At 66.9% G+C, this 13,730-nt stretch carries 13 protein-coding genes; 4 read left to right on the top strand and 9 right to left on the bottom strand.

Features of this window, described 5'->3' with window-relative positions; all coding sequences use genetic code 11:
• Positions 1 to 26: 26 nt before the first annotated feature.
• From MLJ35_RS03165 to MLJ35_RS03140, 6 genes are all read right to left on the bottom strand, one after another.
• Positions 27 to 311, bottom strand: a complete 285-nt coding sequence (locus MLJ35_RS03165) for a hypothetical protein (protein WP_243382910.1) — start codon at positions 309 to 311, stop codon at positions 27 to 29.
• A complete protein-coding gene (thiS, locus tag MLJ35_RS03160; RefSeq protein ID WP_243382908.1) occupies positions 311 to 565 on the bottom strand; it encodes a sulfur carrier protein ThiS in 255 nt (84 codons plus the stop codon). The genes MLJ35_RS03165 and thiS overlap by 1 nt, the downstream gene beginning before the upstream one ends.
• On the bottom strand, positions 562 to 1,806 hold the full coding sequence (locus tag MLJ35_RS03155) for an NAD(P)/FAD-dependent oxidoreductase (protein ID WP_243382906.1): 1,245 nt from the start codon (positions 1,804 to 1,806) through the stop codon (positions 562 to 564). The genes thiS and MLJ35_RS03155 overlap by 4 nt, the downstream gene beginning before the upstream one ends.
• 18 nt (positions 1,807 to 1,824) lie before the next feature.
• A complete protein-coding gene (locus tag MLJ35_RS03150; RefSeq protein WP_243382904.1) occupies positions 1,825 to 3,675 on the bottom strand; it encodes an aldehyde ferredoxin oxidoreductase family protein in 1,851 nt (616 codons plus the stop codon).
• A 12-nt stretch (positions 3,676 to 3,687) separates the two neighbouring features.
• Positions 3,688 to 4,164, bottom strand: coding sequence for a 4Fe-4S dicluster domain-containing protein (locus MLJ35_RS03145; RefSeq protein ID WP_243382903.1), 477 nt, complete (start codon positions 4,162 to 4,164; stop codon positions 3,688 to 3,690).
• Between the two features lie 134 nt (positions 4,165 to 4,298).
• Complete coding sequence (locus tag MLJ35_RS03140) at positions 4,299 to 5,282, bottom strand: hypothetical protein (protein ID WP_243382901.1); 984 nt, start codon at positions 5,280 to 5,282, stop codon at positions 4,299 to 4,301.
• A 116-nt stretch (positions 5,283 to 5,398) separates the two neighbouring features.
• Between MLJ35_RS03140 and MLJ35_RS03135 the strand changes: the two genes are divergently transcribed.
• Positions 5,399 to 6,289, top strand: coding sequence for a polysaccharide deacetylase family protein (locus MLJ35_RS03135; protein WP_243382899.1), 891 nt, complete (start codon positions 5,399 to 5,401; stop codon positions 6,287 to 6,289).
• Between the two features lie 57 nt (positions 6,290 to 6,346).
• Positions 6,347 to 7,363 carry an alpha/beta hydrolase family protein gene (locus MLJ35_RS03130; RefSeq protein ID WP_243320509.1) on the top strand — a complete coding sequence of 339 codons (1,017 nt, stop codon included), beginning with the start codon at positions 6,347 to 6,349 and terminating at the stop codon, positions 7,361 to 7,363.
• 143 nt (positions 7,364 to 7,506) lie between these two features.
• Here MLJ35_RS03130 and secD read toward each other — a convergent pair whose 3' ends face one another.
• Genes secD through tgt form a run of 3 tightly spaced genes read right to left on the bottom strand, consistent with a single transcriptional unit; the run spans position 7,507 to position 11,871 of the window.
• A complete protein-coding gene (gene secD / locus MLJ35_RS03125; protein ID WP_243382897.1) occupies positions 7,507 to 10,353 on the bottom strand; it encodes a protein translocase subunit SecD in 2,847 nt (948 codons plus the stop codon).
• Positions 10,354 to 10,407: 54 nt separating this feature from the next.
• Positions 10,408 to 10,722, bottom strand: a complete 315-nt coding sequence (gene yajC / locus MLJ35_RS03120; protein ID WP_243294051.1) for a preprotein translocase subunit YajC — start codon at positions 10,720 to 10,722, stop codon at positions 10,408 to 10,410.
• On the bottom strand, positions 10,723 to 11,871 hold the full coding sequence (gene tgt / locus MLJ35_RS03115; RefSeq protein WP_275976298.1) for a tRNA guanosine(34) transglycosylase Tgt: 1,149 nt from the start codon (positions 11,869 to 11,871) through the stop codon (positions 10,723 to 10,725).
• Positions 11,872 to 12,133: 262 nt separating this feature from the next.
• Between tgt and MLJ35_RS03110 the strand changes: the two genes are divergently transcribed.
• Both MLJ35_RS03110 and MLJ35_RS03105 read left to right on the top strand, forming a co-directional pair.
• Positions 12,134 to 12,934 (top strand): energy transducer TonB, encoded by an 801-nt coding sequence (locus MLJ35_RS03110; RefSeq protein ID WP_243382893.1) that lies wholly within the window; start codon positions 12,134 to 12,136, stop codon positions 12,932 to 12,934.
• Positions 12,935 to 12,985: 51 nt separating this feature from the next.
• Complete coding sequence (locus tag MLJ35_RS03105) at positions 12,986 to 13,714, top strand: MotA/TolQ/ExbB proton channel family protein (RefSeq protein ID WP_243294054.1); 729 nt, start codon at positions 12,986 to 12,988, stop codon at positions 13,712 to 13,714.
• Positions 13,715 to 13,730: the final 16 nt, after the last annotated feature.

The raw sequence follows: 13,730 nt of genomic DNA, 5'->3' as shown, positions 1-13,730 counted from the left end.
GGGATTATACGGGACCTTGAGGTTTTCTAGCCCCCGCCCCGCATGAAGCCGCGCAGAAGCCGGGCCATGAAAGCCTGGGCCGCCTCCGCCGGGCAGTCCGCGAGGCGGACCTCGACACGGTGCCGGGGCAGGACCACGCTGCCCAGGCGGAGCTCCTCCAGGGACACGAGCCGGATGGTCCAGCCCCCGGCGCCATCCGCACCCCGGAAGAGGCCCTCCTCCCCTTCGGCGAAGGATCCCACGGCTCCGGGCAACAGGCGCAGGAATTCCTCCCGGGAGATGGCCATCTCCAGATCCAGGCGGTGGTCCATCAGCCGCCGGCCACGGGTGGCCAGATGGCCAGGGCCTGCCCTTCGGTCAAGGTGCGGGAGTCCCAGTCCGAGGCGGCCACCCAGGCGCCGTCCACCAGCACGATGGCGCACTGGGCTGGCGGAACGCCCTGGCGGCGGATCACCTCGCCCACCGTGCAGCCCGGATCCACCTCCAGATCGATGCGGTGCCGCCTTCGCGCCTCCGGCGGCAGATGGGCGGCGAGGGAGGCGAAGAGCTTGAAGGTGATCTTCATGCCACCCGATGCGCGGCCGCGAGGTAGGCCTGCATGATCCGCGTCGGATCTTCCAGGAGGCGCTGCTTCCAAATGCCCAGGCGGATCCTCCCTTCGATGAGCCCGCGGAAGGCGCCCACGTGGTCGGCGAACCCCACGCAATTGGCGCCCACCAACCGGTCCCCGTCGAACTGGAGGTTCAGGTAGCGGTAGTGGGCCTCGTCGAGCACCTCGGTGGATTCCCCGCCCGGCACCCCCTGCCATTCCCCGAAGGAGGAAGACACCAGGCCGAGCGTGGTCAGCACGTTGAAGACAAAGCTCCCGCGGAACTGGGCAGGCTTCCCGGCCATGTTCAGCGCGGCGATCCGGCCCTGCTCCACCGCGTTGGGCTGGATGGCGTTGATCCGCCGCTGGCCCGTTAGGCAATCCGTCGCCTCGGCCACGTCCCCCGCGGCATAGATGCCGGGAACGCTGGTCTGCATGGCGGCGTCCACCAGGATGCCGTGGCCCACTTCGATGCGGCTGCCCTCCAGGAAGCCCAGGGTGGGGTCCACGCCCACCACGCTGAGGTAGAGGTCCGCCGGCAACACGCGCCCTTCGCCCAAAGCCACCTGGAGGACGCCCTCCTTGATCGAGAGGCCCTGGGGCTGGGTGTGGGTGAGGACCTTCACGCCCTTGGCCTCGCACCACTTGCGGATGAGGCCGCTGGCGGTGGGGTTCATCATGCGGCGCACCATGTAGCCGCTGCGGACGAGGATGGTGAGGTCCACGCCACGGGAGAGCAGGCCCTCCATGATGATGCAGCCCACGAAGCCCGCGCCCATCTGGACGATGCGGGTGCCGGGGCGGGCCTGGGCGAGGATGGTCCGGGCGTCCTCGAGGGTCCAGCAGCTGTGAACGCCGGGGAGGTCCATGCCCGGGATCGTCTCCAGGCTGGGATGGGATCCCGTGGCGATGAGCAGCCGGTCGAAGGGGAGCTGGCGGCCGTCGCCCAGATCGACGGTGCGGCGGGCCGTGTCGATGCCCTTCGCCCGGGCCTGAACCAGCTGGATCCGCAGGCGGCCGTAGTGGTCGGCGTCCTTCCGGATGTGGGTGCCCGCCTCCTCGATCTCTCCCTTCAGCAGGTAGGGGATGGCCATTCGGGCGTAGGGAGGCTCCCCCTCGCCGCAGAGCAGGGTGATCTCCGCGGCGGGGTCGGCCTTGCGTAGGGTCTCTGCCGCGACCACCCCGGCCGGCCCGCTTCCGATGATGAGGTGCTTCATGGGAACCTCATGCTCTCTTCATACGCCGAGGCGCTTGCGCGTTTCAGCGGTGGGGACGCCATCCTTGGTCCAGCCGCGCACCTGGTAGTACTCCGGCAGCATGACGTCGAGCTTGGACACGGCGCCCTTCTGGGGACCGGTCTGGGCGGGTTCCTTCATCAGCCGCGGCGGGAGGCTGTCGTCCTTGGCCGTGAAACCGGCGGCGAGATTGAACTCCCGCTCCATGTTCCAAATGCGCTCGCCGACCAGCAGCAGGCGCTCCTCGGACCAGTCGCCCTCGCAGGCGGCCTGGATCTGCGGCTGGATGTCCGCGAGGCCCCAGGCGAAGGTGGTGAAGAGGCAGATGCCGGCGGAATCCACCACGGCCGTGAGGTCCTGGAAGGCCTTCAGCATGGCCGGTTTCCCTTCCGTGGCCTGGGGTTCCATCTTCACGGGGATGCCCAGGACCTCGGGGGACACCATGTAGCCGCGCAGGTGGCAGGCGCCGCGGTTGCTGGTGGCATAGGCCAGGCCCATGCCCTGCAGGGAGCGCCCGTCGTAGGCCGGGAACTCCTGGCTCTTGACCGTCATGGACAGCTCGGGGTGGCCGTACTTCGTGCAGAGCCGCTTGGAGCCCAGGCCCATCACCTTGCCGAAGCCCTCGCCCTTGGCGGTCAGCTCCGCCAGCTTGACCATCGCCTCCGTGGAGCCGAAGGGCAGCTTGAAGCCCACCTCCTGCTCGGTGAGCACGCCCATCTCGTAGAGCTCCATGGCGGCGCCCACGGTGGCCCCGAAGGTGATGGGATCGAATCCGTCCTCGTTGCAGAGGAAGTTGGCGTAGGTGAGGGCCTCCAGATCGTTCACGCCATTGGCCGCGCCCAGGGCCCAGGCGGCTTCGTACTCCACGCCGCCGGAAGCGCCTTGGTACTGGGGCTTGTCCTTGATGCTGAAGTGGCCGGGATCCATGCGGGAGATGCGGCCGCAGGCGATGGTGCAGCCGAAGCAGGCGCCGTTGGTGACGAGGTTCGCCTTGCCGTCCGTGGGCCGCTTCTCGTGCATGGCCTCGCCGGAGATGTCGTGGGCGCCTTCGAACTGCACCTCCCGGTGGTTGCGCGTGGGCAGCGCCCCAAGCTCGTTGATGACGTTCATCAGCACCTGGGTGCCGTAGGTGGGGAGCCCCTGCCCCGTCACGCCGTTGGCGGCCAGCACCTTCTTGCCGGCGTCGGTGGCGGCGAAGAAGGCCTCCGGGTTGGCCATCTGGTACGCATCCGTTCGGGTGCCCCGGACAGCCACGGCCTTGAGGTTCTTGGAGCCCATGACGGCGCCGACGCCGGAGCGGCCCGCGGCGCGGTGCAGGTCGTTCACGATGGCCGCGTAGAGCACCCGGTTCTCGCCGGCCCGGCCGATGGCAGCCACGCGGATCTGGGGATCCTGGTGCTGGGTCTTGATGGTCTCCTCGGTCTCCCAGACGGTCTTGCCCCAGAGGTGGGATGCATCGACCAGCTCCGCCTTGCCGTCATTGATGAGGAGGTAGACCGGCTTCGGGGACGCCCCTTCGAAGATCACCATGTCCCAGCCCGCGAACTTCAGTTCGGCGCCGAAGTAGCCGCCGGAGTTCGAGCAGGCGATGGCACCCGTGAGCGGTCCCTTGGTGACCACCGAGTAGCGTCCGCCGGTAGCGGCCATGGTGCCCGTGAGCGGGCCCGTCACGAAGATGAGCTTGTTCTTGGGGGAGAAGGGATCGACCTTCGGGTCGATCTCAGACACGAGGTACTTGGTGGCGAGCCCCCGCTGGCCCAGGTAATCCTGGGCCCACTGCATGTTCAGCGGCTCCGTGGTGCAGGTGCCGGCCTCGAGGTTCACGCGGAGAACGTTCTTGGTCCATGCCATGGCAGTCGCTCCTCACACCGTCGCCGGGTTGGTGTCAGTCTTGCCGGCCCACTGGCGCATCTTGCCAAGCCCCGTCCAGTCGGCGTCCACATAGGTGATGGCGCCGGTCGGGCAGGCCTTGGCGCAGGCCGGCTCGCCATCGCAGAGGTCGCACTTCTGCACCTTGCCGGTGGAGGCCACGTAGTTGATGGTGCCGAAGGGGCAGGCGATGGTGCAGACCTTGCAGCCCACACAGGTGGGCTCCAGCACGATCTTCGCGCCGGTGACGGGGTCCAGTCGGATGGCGTCCACGGGGCAGGCGATCAGGCACCAGGCCTCGTCGCACTGGGTGCAGGTGTAGGGCACGAAGCGGCCTTCCTTGTGGAAGGTGAACACTTTGATCCGCGACTTCGCGATGGTGAAGCTGCGGTGGTTCTCCCACGCGCAGGCCATCTCGCACTGGAGGCAGCCCGTGCACTTGTTGGGATCGATGTGGAGGGACTTCTGCATGGCGGAACCTCCTATGTGATGGCACTGTCGGGAATGGATCGCGATGATCATAGATCGGATAACGGATGACGGAAGGGCCCTTTTTGATGATTTCCTCTGACAAGAAAAGGGCGCCTTCCGGCGCCCTTTTCCCCTCAGCCCAAGGGCTCGTAGGTGACGCGGAACCGCGGCGGCCGGTTCACGTAGAGGATGTAGCCCGCTCCCACCAGGGCGAAGAGGAGGCTCACGAAGCCCGACCCGTTCTGGAAATCGACCTCGTAGAAGTGGGTCGCCACCGCCGAAGCGAGACGGAGGCTCAATCCACCTTCCGATTCCTGAGCGGCTGAGAAGAGGATGAACAGGTAGTCCCCCGCGAGTACCGTGGCCAGGGTCAGCAGCACCGTGAGCGCCCGCCCGAAGTGGTTCACCTTCTCCATGCCCCGGTTGATGGTCCAGGCCAGCGCCACGCCGATGCCGATGGCACCCCAGAGGAAGATCCGGTGGATCAGGTAGGCGATACCGCCCCAGGCCACGGCCAGCACCGCGCCCGTGGCCAGCCCGTAGAGGAGGCCGGCCAGGGGGTTGGAGGCCATCGCCTGGTAGGCTTCCTGCGCCCGCCGCGCCTGCTCGTCCTGAGAGGCCCGGCAGGGGGTGCAGACCCGGACGGGCACGCCATCCGCCATCCAGAGGCCCTCCCGCGTCTCCCGTCCGCAGCCCTCGCACTGCTCCGACACCGGCTTGGCCGCCCGCTCCGCGAAGGCCACCAGGACCTTGAGTACCGCGGCCACCGCTTCGGGCCTGGGCGCGAAGAACGAATACGGCCACTGGCAGAGGAGCCCGTCCTCCAGGAGCTGGAAGGACTTCAGCAGGGCCTTGGGGAGGGTCTTCTTGCCCACGGCCGCGCGGAGTTCCTCCGAGGATTCGGCGAACTGCTTCAGCCCCTCCGGTCCCGCGGTCCAGGAGCCCTTGGCGAACCGCACCAGGAGGGTGGCCTGCGCCTGGCGGTCATTGCGGGTCCAGGCGACGGCCACGGGGAAGCCTCTCACGGAGCCGGCCACGGCCGGGCCCTGCCAGGGGCCCTTGGGAACAGCCCTGAGGCCGGTGAGTTCCGACAGGCGTACCAGACGTTTCTTTGTCATGGGTTCCTCGATCAAGTGTGGTGAGCGGGCCAAGCATACATGCGACAGGGCGATCCACAAAGCGGCCCTGGCGGGGTTTCGGCCCGCCGGGAACAATGGGAGCGGGAAGGAACCTCATGAAAGCCATTTCGCTTCGCGTGGACGTCGACACCCTGGAAGGCTCGGTCACGGGCATCCCCACCCTCCTGCGCCTGCTGGACAAGCACCAGATGCGGGCCAGCTTCTACTTCAGCTTCGGCCCCGACAACAGCGGCAAGGCCATCCGGCGCATCTTCCGCAAGGGTTTCCTGGCCAAGATGCGGCGCACCAACGCCACCAAGCTCTACGGCTTCAAGACCATGATGTACGGGGTGCTGCTGCCTGCGCCCATCATCTGGAAGCGCGCCGCCGCCGAGATGCGGGCCGCCAAGACCGCGGGTCACGAGGTGGGCATCCACGCCTGGGACCATGTGCAGTACCACGACCTGCTGGACCGCAAGTCGCGGAAATGGCTGTCGGACTGGTACGCGAACGCCCATGAGGCGTTCGGCACCGTCTTCGGCGAGAAGCCACTGGGCGCGGTGAGCCCGGCCTGGCGCTGCAACGACACCACGCTGGAGCTGCAGGAGGCCTACGGCCTGGCCTACGCGGGGGACTGCCGGGGCCTCGCGCCCTTCTACCCCATCGTGAAGGGACGCACGCTGTCGACCCTCCAGATCCCCACCACCCTGCCCACCCTGGACGAGCTGCTGGGCCTGGAGGGGCGCACGCCGGACCAGGTGAACCGCGAGGTCTGGGACCTGGTGCGGGAGGACGCCCTGAACGTCTACGCCCTCCACACCGAGGTGGAAGGCGGCGCGCTCTTCGAGACCTTCGACGCCTTCCTGGGCGGCCTCAAGGAACGCGGCGTCGTGGCCCGGACCCACGCGGACTGGCTGCCGGAGCTGAAGGCGGCGAACCCGCCGGCCAAGGCAGTCTCCCGCCGGGAGATCCCCGGCCGTGCGGGCTGGGTGAGCTGGGAGGGCTGATCATCGCAACACGAGGTCTGTTGCAGTAACCTCGGGACAGCCCATCCCGAGGTTCCCATGCGCCTTCCCGTCCCGCTCCTGCTCTGCGCCCTGGCCCTGCCCCCCCTCGCGGCCCAGGCCCCGGAGGACGCCCGCGTCAAGCGACTGGAGTCCCGCGTGAGCGGCCTCCACTGGGAACTCGATTCTTTGCGCAAGGCCGCCGACGACCAGCTCTGGTTCCAGCGTCTCTCCGACGTGGCCGTGGTGGACAAGGTGACCTACACCGGCCCGCCGAACCCCCGGGGCGAGGAGACCTATGGCATCAAGAACCAGCGGCACCCCCTGAAGATCCAGCAGTACGTCTTCGTCCCCCGCAAGGCCGAGAAGGGCCGGAAGCTGCCCCTCATCGTGCTGCCCCACGGAGGCGTCCATGGCGACTTCGGCACCTACCACGCCCACATCGTGCGGGAGATGATCGAGCGCGGCTACATCGTGGTGGCGCCCGACTACCGGGGCTCCACAGGCTACGGGAAGGGCCTCTACGATGCCATCGACTACGGCGGCCTGGAGATCGACGACGTGGTGGCCGGTCGCGACTGGGCCGTGGAGCACCTCCCGGTGGACCCCAAGCGCTGCGCCATGGTGGGCTGGAGTCATGGCGGCCTCATCTCGCTCATGGCCGTCTTCGACCACCCCGAGAAGTTCGCCGCCTGCTACGCCGGCGTGCCCGTGTCCGACCTCCTAATGCGGGTGGGCTACGCCGGCGAGGAGTACCGGGACGACGCCGTGGTCCGCACCATGTTCGCCGGCAAGACCCCCAGCGAAGACGTGGAGATGGTGCGACGCCGCAGTCCCGTGTGGAACGTCCAGAAGCTGCGCACCCCCCTGCTCGTCCACAGCACCACCAACGACCGCGACGTGAATGTGGTGGAGGTCGAGACCCTTATCAATGCCCTCAAGGCCGCCGGCAAGACCTTTGAGCACAAGATCTACCAGGACGCCCCCGGCGGCCACAGCTTCAACCGCATCGACACCACCCTGGCCCAGGAATCGCGAAAGGAGATCTACGCGTTCCTCGAGAAGCACCTGAAATAGGCCACAACGCTATTCGGGGAACAAGAAGAAGCCCGGCTCAGCCGGGCTTCTTCTTGGGGGTCCGGGGGTGTTCGCGCAGCGAAGCGGAGCGTGGACCTTAGATCCCCGCCACGCAGGCGTGGCGGGGAAACCCCCGGAATGGATCACGCATGCTGCTTGAGCTTGTCCTTCCCGCCGAACCACTGGTCCCAGTACACCACCACGGGGCTGGCGATGTAGATGGACGAGTAGGTGCCGGTGATGACGCCAATCACCAGCGGGAAGGCCAGGTCGTGGAGGGCCGGCCCGCCGAAGAGCCAGAGGCAGACCGAGACGAACAGCACGGACAGCGAGGTTAGGATCGTCCGGCCCAGGGTCTGGTTGATGGAGTCGTTCACCAGCTTGGTGACGCTGGCGCGGCGGTATTCCGGCCGGTGGCTGTTCTCGCGGATGCGGTCGAACACCACGATGGTGTCGGCCATGGAATAGCCCATCAGCGTGAGGAAGCTGGCCACCACGGGCACGTTGAACTCGTAGCCGAAGGCCGCGAAGAGGGCCAGGGCCATGAGCATGTCGTGGACCAGGGCCACGATGCCGCCCACGGAGAAGCTCGCCGTGAACCGGAACATCACGTAGACCAGGATGGCGCCCAGGGCCCAGGCCACGGCCGTGAGGGTCTTGCGGGTCCACTCGCCGGAGATGCTGGGCGAGAAGCTCTCGTCCTTCAGGATGCCCACCGAGCCCAGCCGGTAGTTCTTCTGGACGGTGTCCCGCAGCGCCTGGGGCAGGTCCTGGGGCAGCTCGGCAAAGCTCTGGTAGAGGCCCGATGGCAGGCGGTCGCGGCCGGCAATCACCTTCTCCGCGAAGGGCGTGTAGGCGGCCTGAAGCGCCATCTCGTCACCGCCGATGCCAGCGGGATTGGCCTTCACCAGGGTATCCGTCAGCGTCTTGGAGCCTTCGAGGTTGAGGGCCGGCAGCGCGCTGGTCGCACCTTCGGGATCCAGCTTCTTGAAGATGGCGCGCAGGGCGTTGGCTTGGATGGTGCTGTCCTTCTGGTCCCCATCCTTCTTGGCCTTGACCTTCACCGAGAAGTCGCGGATGGATCTGTCAGGATTCTCGTAGGCCACCACGGAGGCGTCGGAATAGCCCTGCCTGGCGAGAGCAGCCCGGATGGTCTCCGGTTCCATGGCGCCGCGGAACCGCACGGTCATGTCGTTGCCGCCCACAAACTGCATGCCGAGGTGGATGCGGTTGTTGTGGGTGAGGTTCCAGGGCCGCACATAGAGGAGGGAGATCAGGATGATGCCCCAGCTGATGGCGATGGCCGTGCCCTTGTACTTCATGAAGTCGTAGGACGAGCCCTTGAAGAAGGTGTGGCTGCCCACGGAGAGGGTCTTGGTGCCGGGATGGTGCTCGAGGACCCAATCGTAGATGAAGCGGCTGATGTAGATGCTGGTGAACAGCGAGGCCACGACGCCCACAGTCAGGGTCACGGCGAAGCCCTTCACGGGGCCCGTGCCGAAGATGAAGAGCAGCAGGGCGGCGAAGAGCTGGGTCACGTGGCTGTCCACGATGGTCCAGAACACGCGGTCGAAGCCCGCGTCGATGGCGCCAGGCACGCTCTTGCCCAGGCCCAATTCTTCCTTGATGCGCTCGAAGATGAGGATGTTGGCGTCCACCGCCATGCCCAGCGTAAGCACGAAGCCCGCGATGCCCGGCAGGGTGAGGGTGGCGCGGAAGGAGCCCAGCAGGCCCATCATCACGATCACGTTCACGGTGAGGGCCACGATCGCGTTGACGCCTGACCAGTGATAGAAGAGGACCATGAAGCCGATGATGGCGGCGAAGCCGATGACCGCCGCCCGCACGCCGGCATGGATGGAGTCGCGTCCCAGGCCGGGACCCACCACGCGCTCTTCCAGGAACTTCATGGGGGCGCGAAGCGCGCCGCTCCGGAGCTGGCTCGCCAGGTCGTCGGCCTCCTGGGCGGTGAAGCTGCCGCTGATCCGGACTGCGCCACCGATGATCTTTTCCTTGGCCGTCAGCTCGGTGACGATTTTCCGGTCGAGCACGATGGCGATGTAGCGGCTCTCCTCCGAGGCGATGCCCGTAAGGCGGGCGAAGTCGTCATCCCCCTTTTTGTTGAGGGTGAAGTTGACCTCGTTGGCCTCGGTCTGGGAGTTGGAGGCGCGGTGCGAGTCGATGATGTCGGCGCCATCCACGGCCACGCGGCTCTCCAGGAGCACCCAGCGGCTGATCCTCTCCTCACCGGGCTTGGCCTTCGTCACGGACTGGCCCGTGCGGCGGGCCTGGCGTTCGCTCTCGATCTCCGGGAACAGCTCGAACTCAGGCGGGATGGTCCCCTTGAAGAAGGCCAGGGCCTCCTCCTTGGTGTTGAAGTAGACCTGGGGGGCCTTGGCCACCAGGCGCTGCTCCAGGTGGCCCGGCGTGGCCAGCAACTTCTTGATGCGCTCCCGGTCGCCTTCCTCGATGCCGGGGATCTCCACCACGATGCGGTTGCCTTCGGCGCCGCTGGCGGTGATCTCGGGCTCCAGCACGTTGGCGGGGTCGATGTCGCGGATGCGCTTCTCGATGACCTCCAGGGCGCGCTTGTTGGCATCGTCCTTCAGCTGCTTCTGGTAGGAGTCCCGCTGGGTGAGCCGGAAGACGTCTCCCTCGGCGCTGAAGGCGTAGCCCGAGAAGTAGTCCTTGGCGACCTTCTCCACCGTGGCCTTCTGGTCCGCGCCCACGCCGTCGACCCGGAGGGCGTCGCCGTCCACCTGCACCACGGCGCCAGGGAGACCCTTCTCCTTGAGCCGGGCGGTGAGGCGATCCCGGCTGTCGCGCAGGTCGGCCGCGAGGGCCTCCTGGCCCTGGACCTCCAGCTCGAAGTGGACGCCGCCCCGGAGATCGAGGCCCAGCTTCACCTTCGAGAGGGGCATGAAGAAGTAGCCGCAGCCGAACAGCACGGCGAGAACAATGGCGAGGCGCCAGAGGCTCCGCTTGGTCACGGGGCGCTCCTACAAGAAGCGGGCCGGCGGGGGCCGGCCCGGAAGGTCAGGGGATCAGTTCTGCTGCTGTTCAGGTTCGGAGGCCAGGGCCGCCACGGCCGCGCGCCGGGCCTTGACCACGGAGCCGCCGAGCTTGATCCAGATGTGCTTGTCCTCGACGCGGTCGATGGTGGCGTAGAGGCCGGAGGTCAGCACGACCTCGTCGCCGGCCTTCAGCTTGGACAGGCGGGCCTCCATCTCCTTGCGGGCCTTGCTCTGGGGCCGGATGAGGAGGAAGTAGAACATCAGGGCCATGCCGCCGATGAACACGAACTGGATCCAGGCGGGCCCGCCGCCGGCCTGGGTCTGCTGAAGAAGTGCGTACATCATCTAGGGCTCCTCGGTCTGCCATCGGGCGCGCGCGGTCTGGGCGAACGCCGGAAATCGGTTTTCCAGCAGGGCCTGCCGCGCGTCGCGGGTGAGCCCCACAGTGTAGCTCAGGTTGTGGATCGTGTTCAGCGTGAAGCCCAGCAGCTCGCCGCAGCGGAAGAGATGGTGGAGGTAGGCCCGGCTGAAGGTCCGGCAGGTGTAGCAGCCGCAATCCGGATCCAGCGGCAGGTCGGTTTCCCGGTGCCGGGCGTTCTTGAGGTTGAGCTTGCCCCGGCTGGTCAGGATGCGCCCGTGGCGGGCCTCCCGGCTGGGCAGCACGCAGTCGAAGAGATCGACCCCCTGCTCGATGCCGAAGAGCAGATCCTCCGGCGTGCCCACGCCCATGAGGTACCGCGGCCGGTCCTCGGGCAGCTCCTTCACGAACTCCGCCAGCACGCCGTTCATCTCGTCCTTGGGCTCCCCCACGCTGAGCCCGCCCACGGCGAAGCCCTGGAAGGGGGTCTTCGCGTCCAGGTCCATGGCCTCGGCCAGGTGGCGCCGGCGCAGATCCAGGTGGGTCCCGCCCTGGTTGATGGCGAAGAGCCCCTGGTGCGGCTGGAGCGGCACGGCGCGGCTGCGGGCCAACCACCGCGTGGTGCGGGCCATGCTGACCTCAAGCTTGGCGCGCTCCATGCGCCCCGGCGGGCACTCGTCCAGGGCCATGCAGATGTCCGAGCCCAGATTCCGCTGGATCTCCAGGCTCCGCTCCGGCGACAGGAACTGCGGGCTGCCGTCGACGTGGCTCTGGAAGGTGACGCCGTCCTCGGTCATCTTCCGGAGCGAGGCCAGGGAGAAGACCTGGAACCCGCCGGAATCCGTGAGGATGGGCCCATCCCATCCCATGAACCGGTGGAGGCCTCCCAGCCGGGCCACCAGGCTGTCTCCGGGGCGCAGTCCCAGATGATAGGTGTTGCCGAGGATCACCTGGGGTCCCACCTCCCGGAGCTGGACCGGCGTGATGCCCTTGACGGTCCCCTGGGTCCCCACGGGCATGAAAGCGGGAGTCAGGACCTCGCCATGCGAGGTGTGAAACCCACCCGCCCTCGCGGCCCCTGAGGGGGGGACGGAAGCGGGGGTGAATGAAAAATATGGGGTTGTGACCTTCGACATGGGACGTCCAGACCTTCTTAACAAAAATTAACAATTTCATTTGCTTGGGTCGCAGACGGGTGTTGCGAAACCAAGCAAAAAACAGCGAAAGACAGATATGGCGGGGATCAGGCCCGTCTTTCGAGCTTGACCATCCGTCCGCCCTTTGCCATCTTAGCCGTTGGGCCAGCCCCAGCTCTTTATCCTCACCCTTCGTTGCCGGACCGAAGTTCCCATGGGTCCGGCGCGCTGTTTTTTCCCCTGGATTTTTCAAGGGAGTCGCATGAGCAAAGATCCCAAAAAATCACCCCCCGCCAAGCCGGTGGCTCCCGTGGAGACCCTGGAGGACGCTGTATACAAGTCCTCCCTCGTCGCCGGGAATGAGGCGATCAAGCGGGGAAACCCCAAGGTCACCATTCCCACGACGGTCGCCATGTACGCGCTCTTCGCGTTCATCGGGTTCCAGCTGGCGAAGCACACCGAGGCCGGGAAGAAGGTGATCAAGACGGTGGGCATCGACCTGGCCGAGCAGGTGGAAGCTGCCCCGCCTCCGCCTCCGCCGCCTCCTCCGCCTCCGCCGCCGCCGCCGCCGCCGCCGATGGCCGTGACTGCCAGCAAGGTGGACACGACTCCCATCGATCCGCGTCAGGAAGTGGTGCCTGAGCAGGCGCCCAAGGAGCTTCCGAAGCAGGACCACTCCCTTGGCGGCGTCCCCGGCGGCGTCCCTGGCGGTGTTCCCGGCGGCGTCATCGGCGGTGTGGTCGGCGGTGTGGTCGGCGGCGTCGTCGGAGGCACCGGCAAGGTGGTGGACTTCGACTTCAGCCAGATCAAGGTGAAGTACCAGCCCCCCGCCCCTCCTTATCCTCCTCTCGCCAAGATCGCCAAGATCCAGGGCACGGTGGTCGTGGAGATCGTGGTCGGCCCCGATGGTGTGCCCACCTCGGCCGTCGCGAAGGAAGGACCTCCCCAGCTGCGGCCCACGGCAGAAGCCTACGCCATGCAGTGGAAGTTCGAGCCCGCCCTCCTGAACGGCGCACCCCAGTACGCGCGATTCAAGCTCACCATGCCGTTCCGGCTCCGGTAGCCTGCACCCCTTCCCACGTCCAATCCTCTCTCCATTCCATAAGGAAACCTCATGAACCTGTTCACCACCCCCCTGATGCTCGGTCTTGCCGAAGGCGGCCACGACAGCTTCTCCGCCGCCGAGATCTGGCGTTCGGCCTCCATCGCCAACAAGTTCATCATCTCCGTCCTCTTCATCCTGATGGCCTACCAGATCTACGTGGCCATCGAGCGCTTCGTGACCTACGCGCAGAGCAAGCAGGCCTCTGACAAGTTCCTGAAGCTCTTCATGGACACGCTCCGCCGCGGCGACTTCGAAGCCGCCAAGCGCGCCGCCACCACCCACAACAAGAGCCACATCGCCCTGGTGCTGAAGCACGGCCTGGACATCTTCCAGTACGAGAAGCAGCTCAAGACCATGAATCCCAACCACGATGCCATCCAGCCCGTGGAGCGCGCCATCCAGCGCGGCACCGCCGAAGTGGTCGAGCTCCTCAAGAAGGGCATGAGCGGCCTGGGCACCATCGGCGCTCTCGCCCCCTTCATCGGTCTGCTCGGCACCGTGATCGGCATCATCAAGGTCTTCTCCGACCTGAAGACCAAGGGCGCCGGCGACATCAACGCCCTGGCCGGCTCCATCGGTGAGGCTCTGGCCACCACCGCCCTCGGCCTGTTCGTCGCCATCCCGGCCGTGTGGATCTACAACCTGCTGACCAACAAGCAGGATGTCGTCGTCACCAACATCAACAACGCGGCTTCCCAGATGATCGACGAGTTCATCCGCCGCGAGAGCCAGAGCTAAGGAACCGCCACCCAGC

Origin of the sequence: Geothrix alkalitolerans (assembly GCF_022808885.1) — a bacterium.
Lineage (GTDB): Bacteria > Acidobacteriota > Holophagae > Holophagales > Holophagaceae > Geothrix > Geothrix alkalitolerans.
Note: the sequence above shows the minus strand (reverse complement) of the source record. Positions and strands in the feature narration are given on the sequence as shown.

Excerpts from the sequence above, each read along its gene's own strand:
- MLJ35_RS03165 (WP_243382910.1), bottom strand. The coding sequence starts at position 311 with ATGGACCACCGCCTGGATCTGGAGATGGCCATCTCCCGGGAGGAATTC.
- thiS (WP_243382908.1), bottom strand. The coding sequence starts at position 565 with ATGAAGATCACCTTCAAGCTCTTCGCCTCCCTCGCCGCCCATCTGCCG.
- MLJ35_RS03155 (WP_243382906.1), bottom strand. The coding sequence starts at position 1,806 with ATGAAGCACCTCATCATCGGAAGCGGGCCGGCCGGGGTGGTCGCGGCA.
- MLJ35_RS03150 (WP_243382904.1), bottom strand. The coding sequence starts at position 3,675 with ATGGCATGGACCAAGAACGTTCTCCGCGTGAACCTCGAGGCCGGCACC.
- MLJ35_RS03145 (WP_243382903.1), bottom strand. The coding sequence starts at position 4,164 with ATGCAGAAGTCCCTCCACATCGATCCCAACAAGTGCACGGGCTGCCTC.
- MLJ35_RS03140 (WP_243382901.1), bottom strand. The coding sequence starts at position 5,282 with ATGACAAAGAAACGTCTGGTACGCCTGTCGGAACTCACCGGCCTCAGG.
- MLJ35_RS03135 (WP_243382899.1), top strand. The coding sequence starts at position 5,399 with ATGAAAGCCATTTCGCTTCGCGTGGACGTCGACACCCTGGAAGGCTCG.
- MLJ35_RS03130 (WP_243320509.1), top strand. The coding sequence starts at position 6,347 with ATGCGCCTTCCCGTCCCGCTCCTGCTCTGCGCCCTGGCCCTGCCCCCC.
- yajC (WP_243294051.1), bottom strand. The coding sequence starts at position 10,722 with ATGATGTACGCACTTCTTCAGCAGACCCAGGCCGGCGGCGGGCCCGCC.
- tgt (WP_275976298.1), bottom strand. The coding sequence starts at position 11,871 with ATGTCGAAGGTCACAACCCCATATTTTTCATTCACCCCCGCTTCCGTC.
- MLJ35_RS03110 (WP_243382893.1), top strand. The coding sequence starts at position 12,134 with ATGAGCAAAGATCCCAAAAAATCACCCCCCGCCAAGCCGGTGGCTCCC.
- MLJ35_RS03105 (WP_243294054.1), top strand. The coding sequence starts at position 12,986 with ATGAACCTGTTCACCACCCCCCTGATGCTCGGTCTTGCCGAAGGCGGC.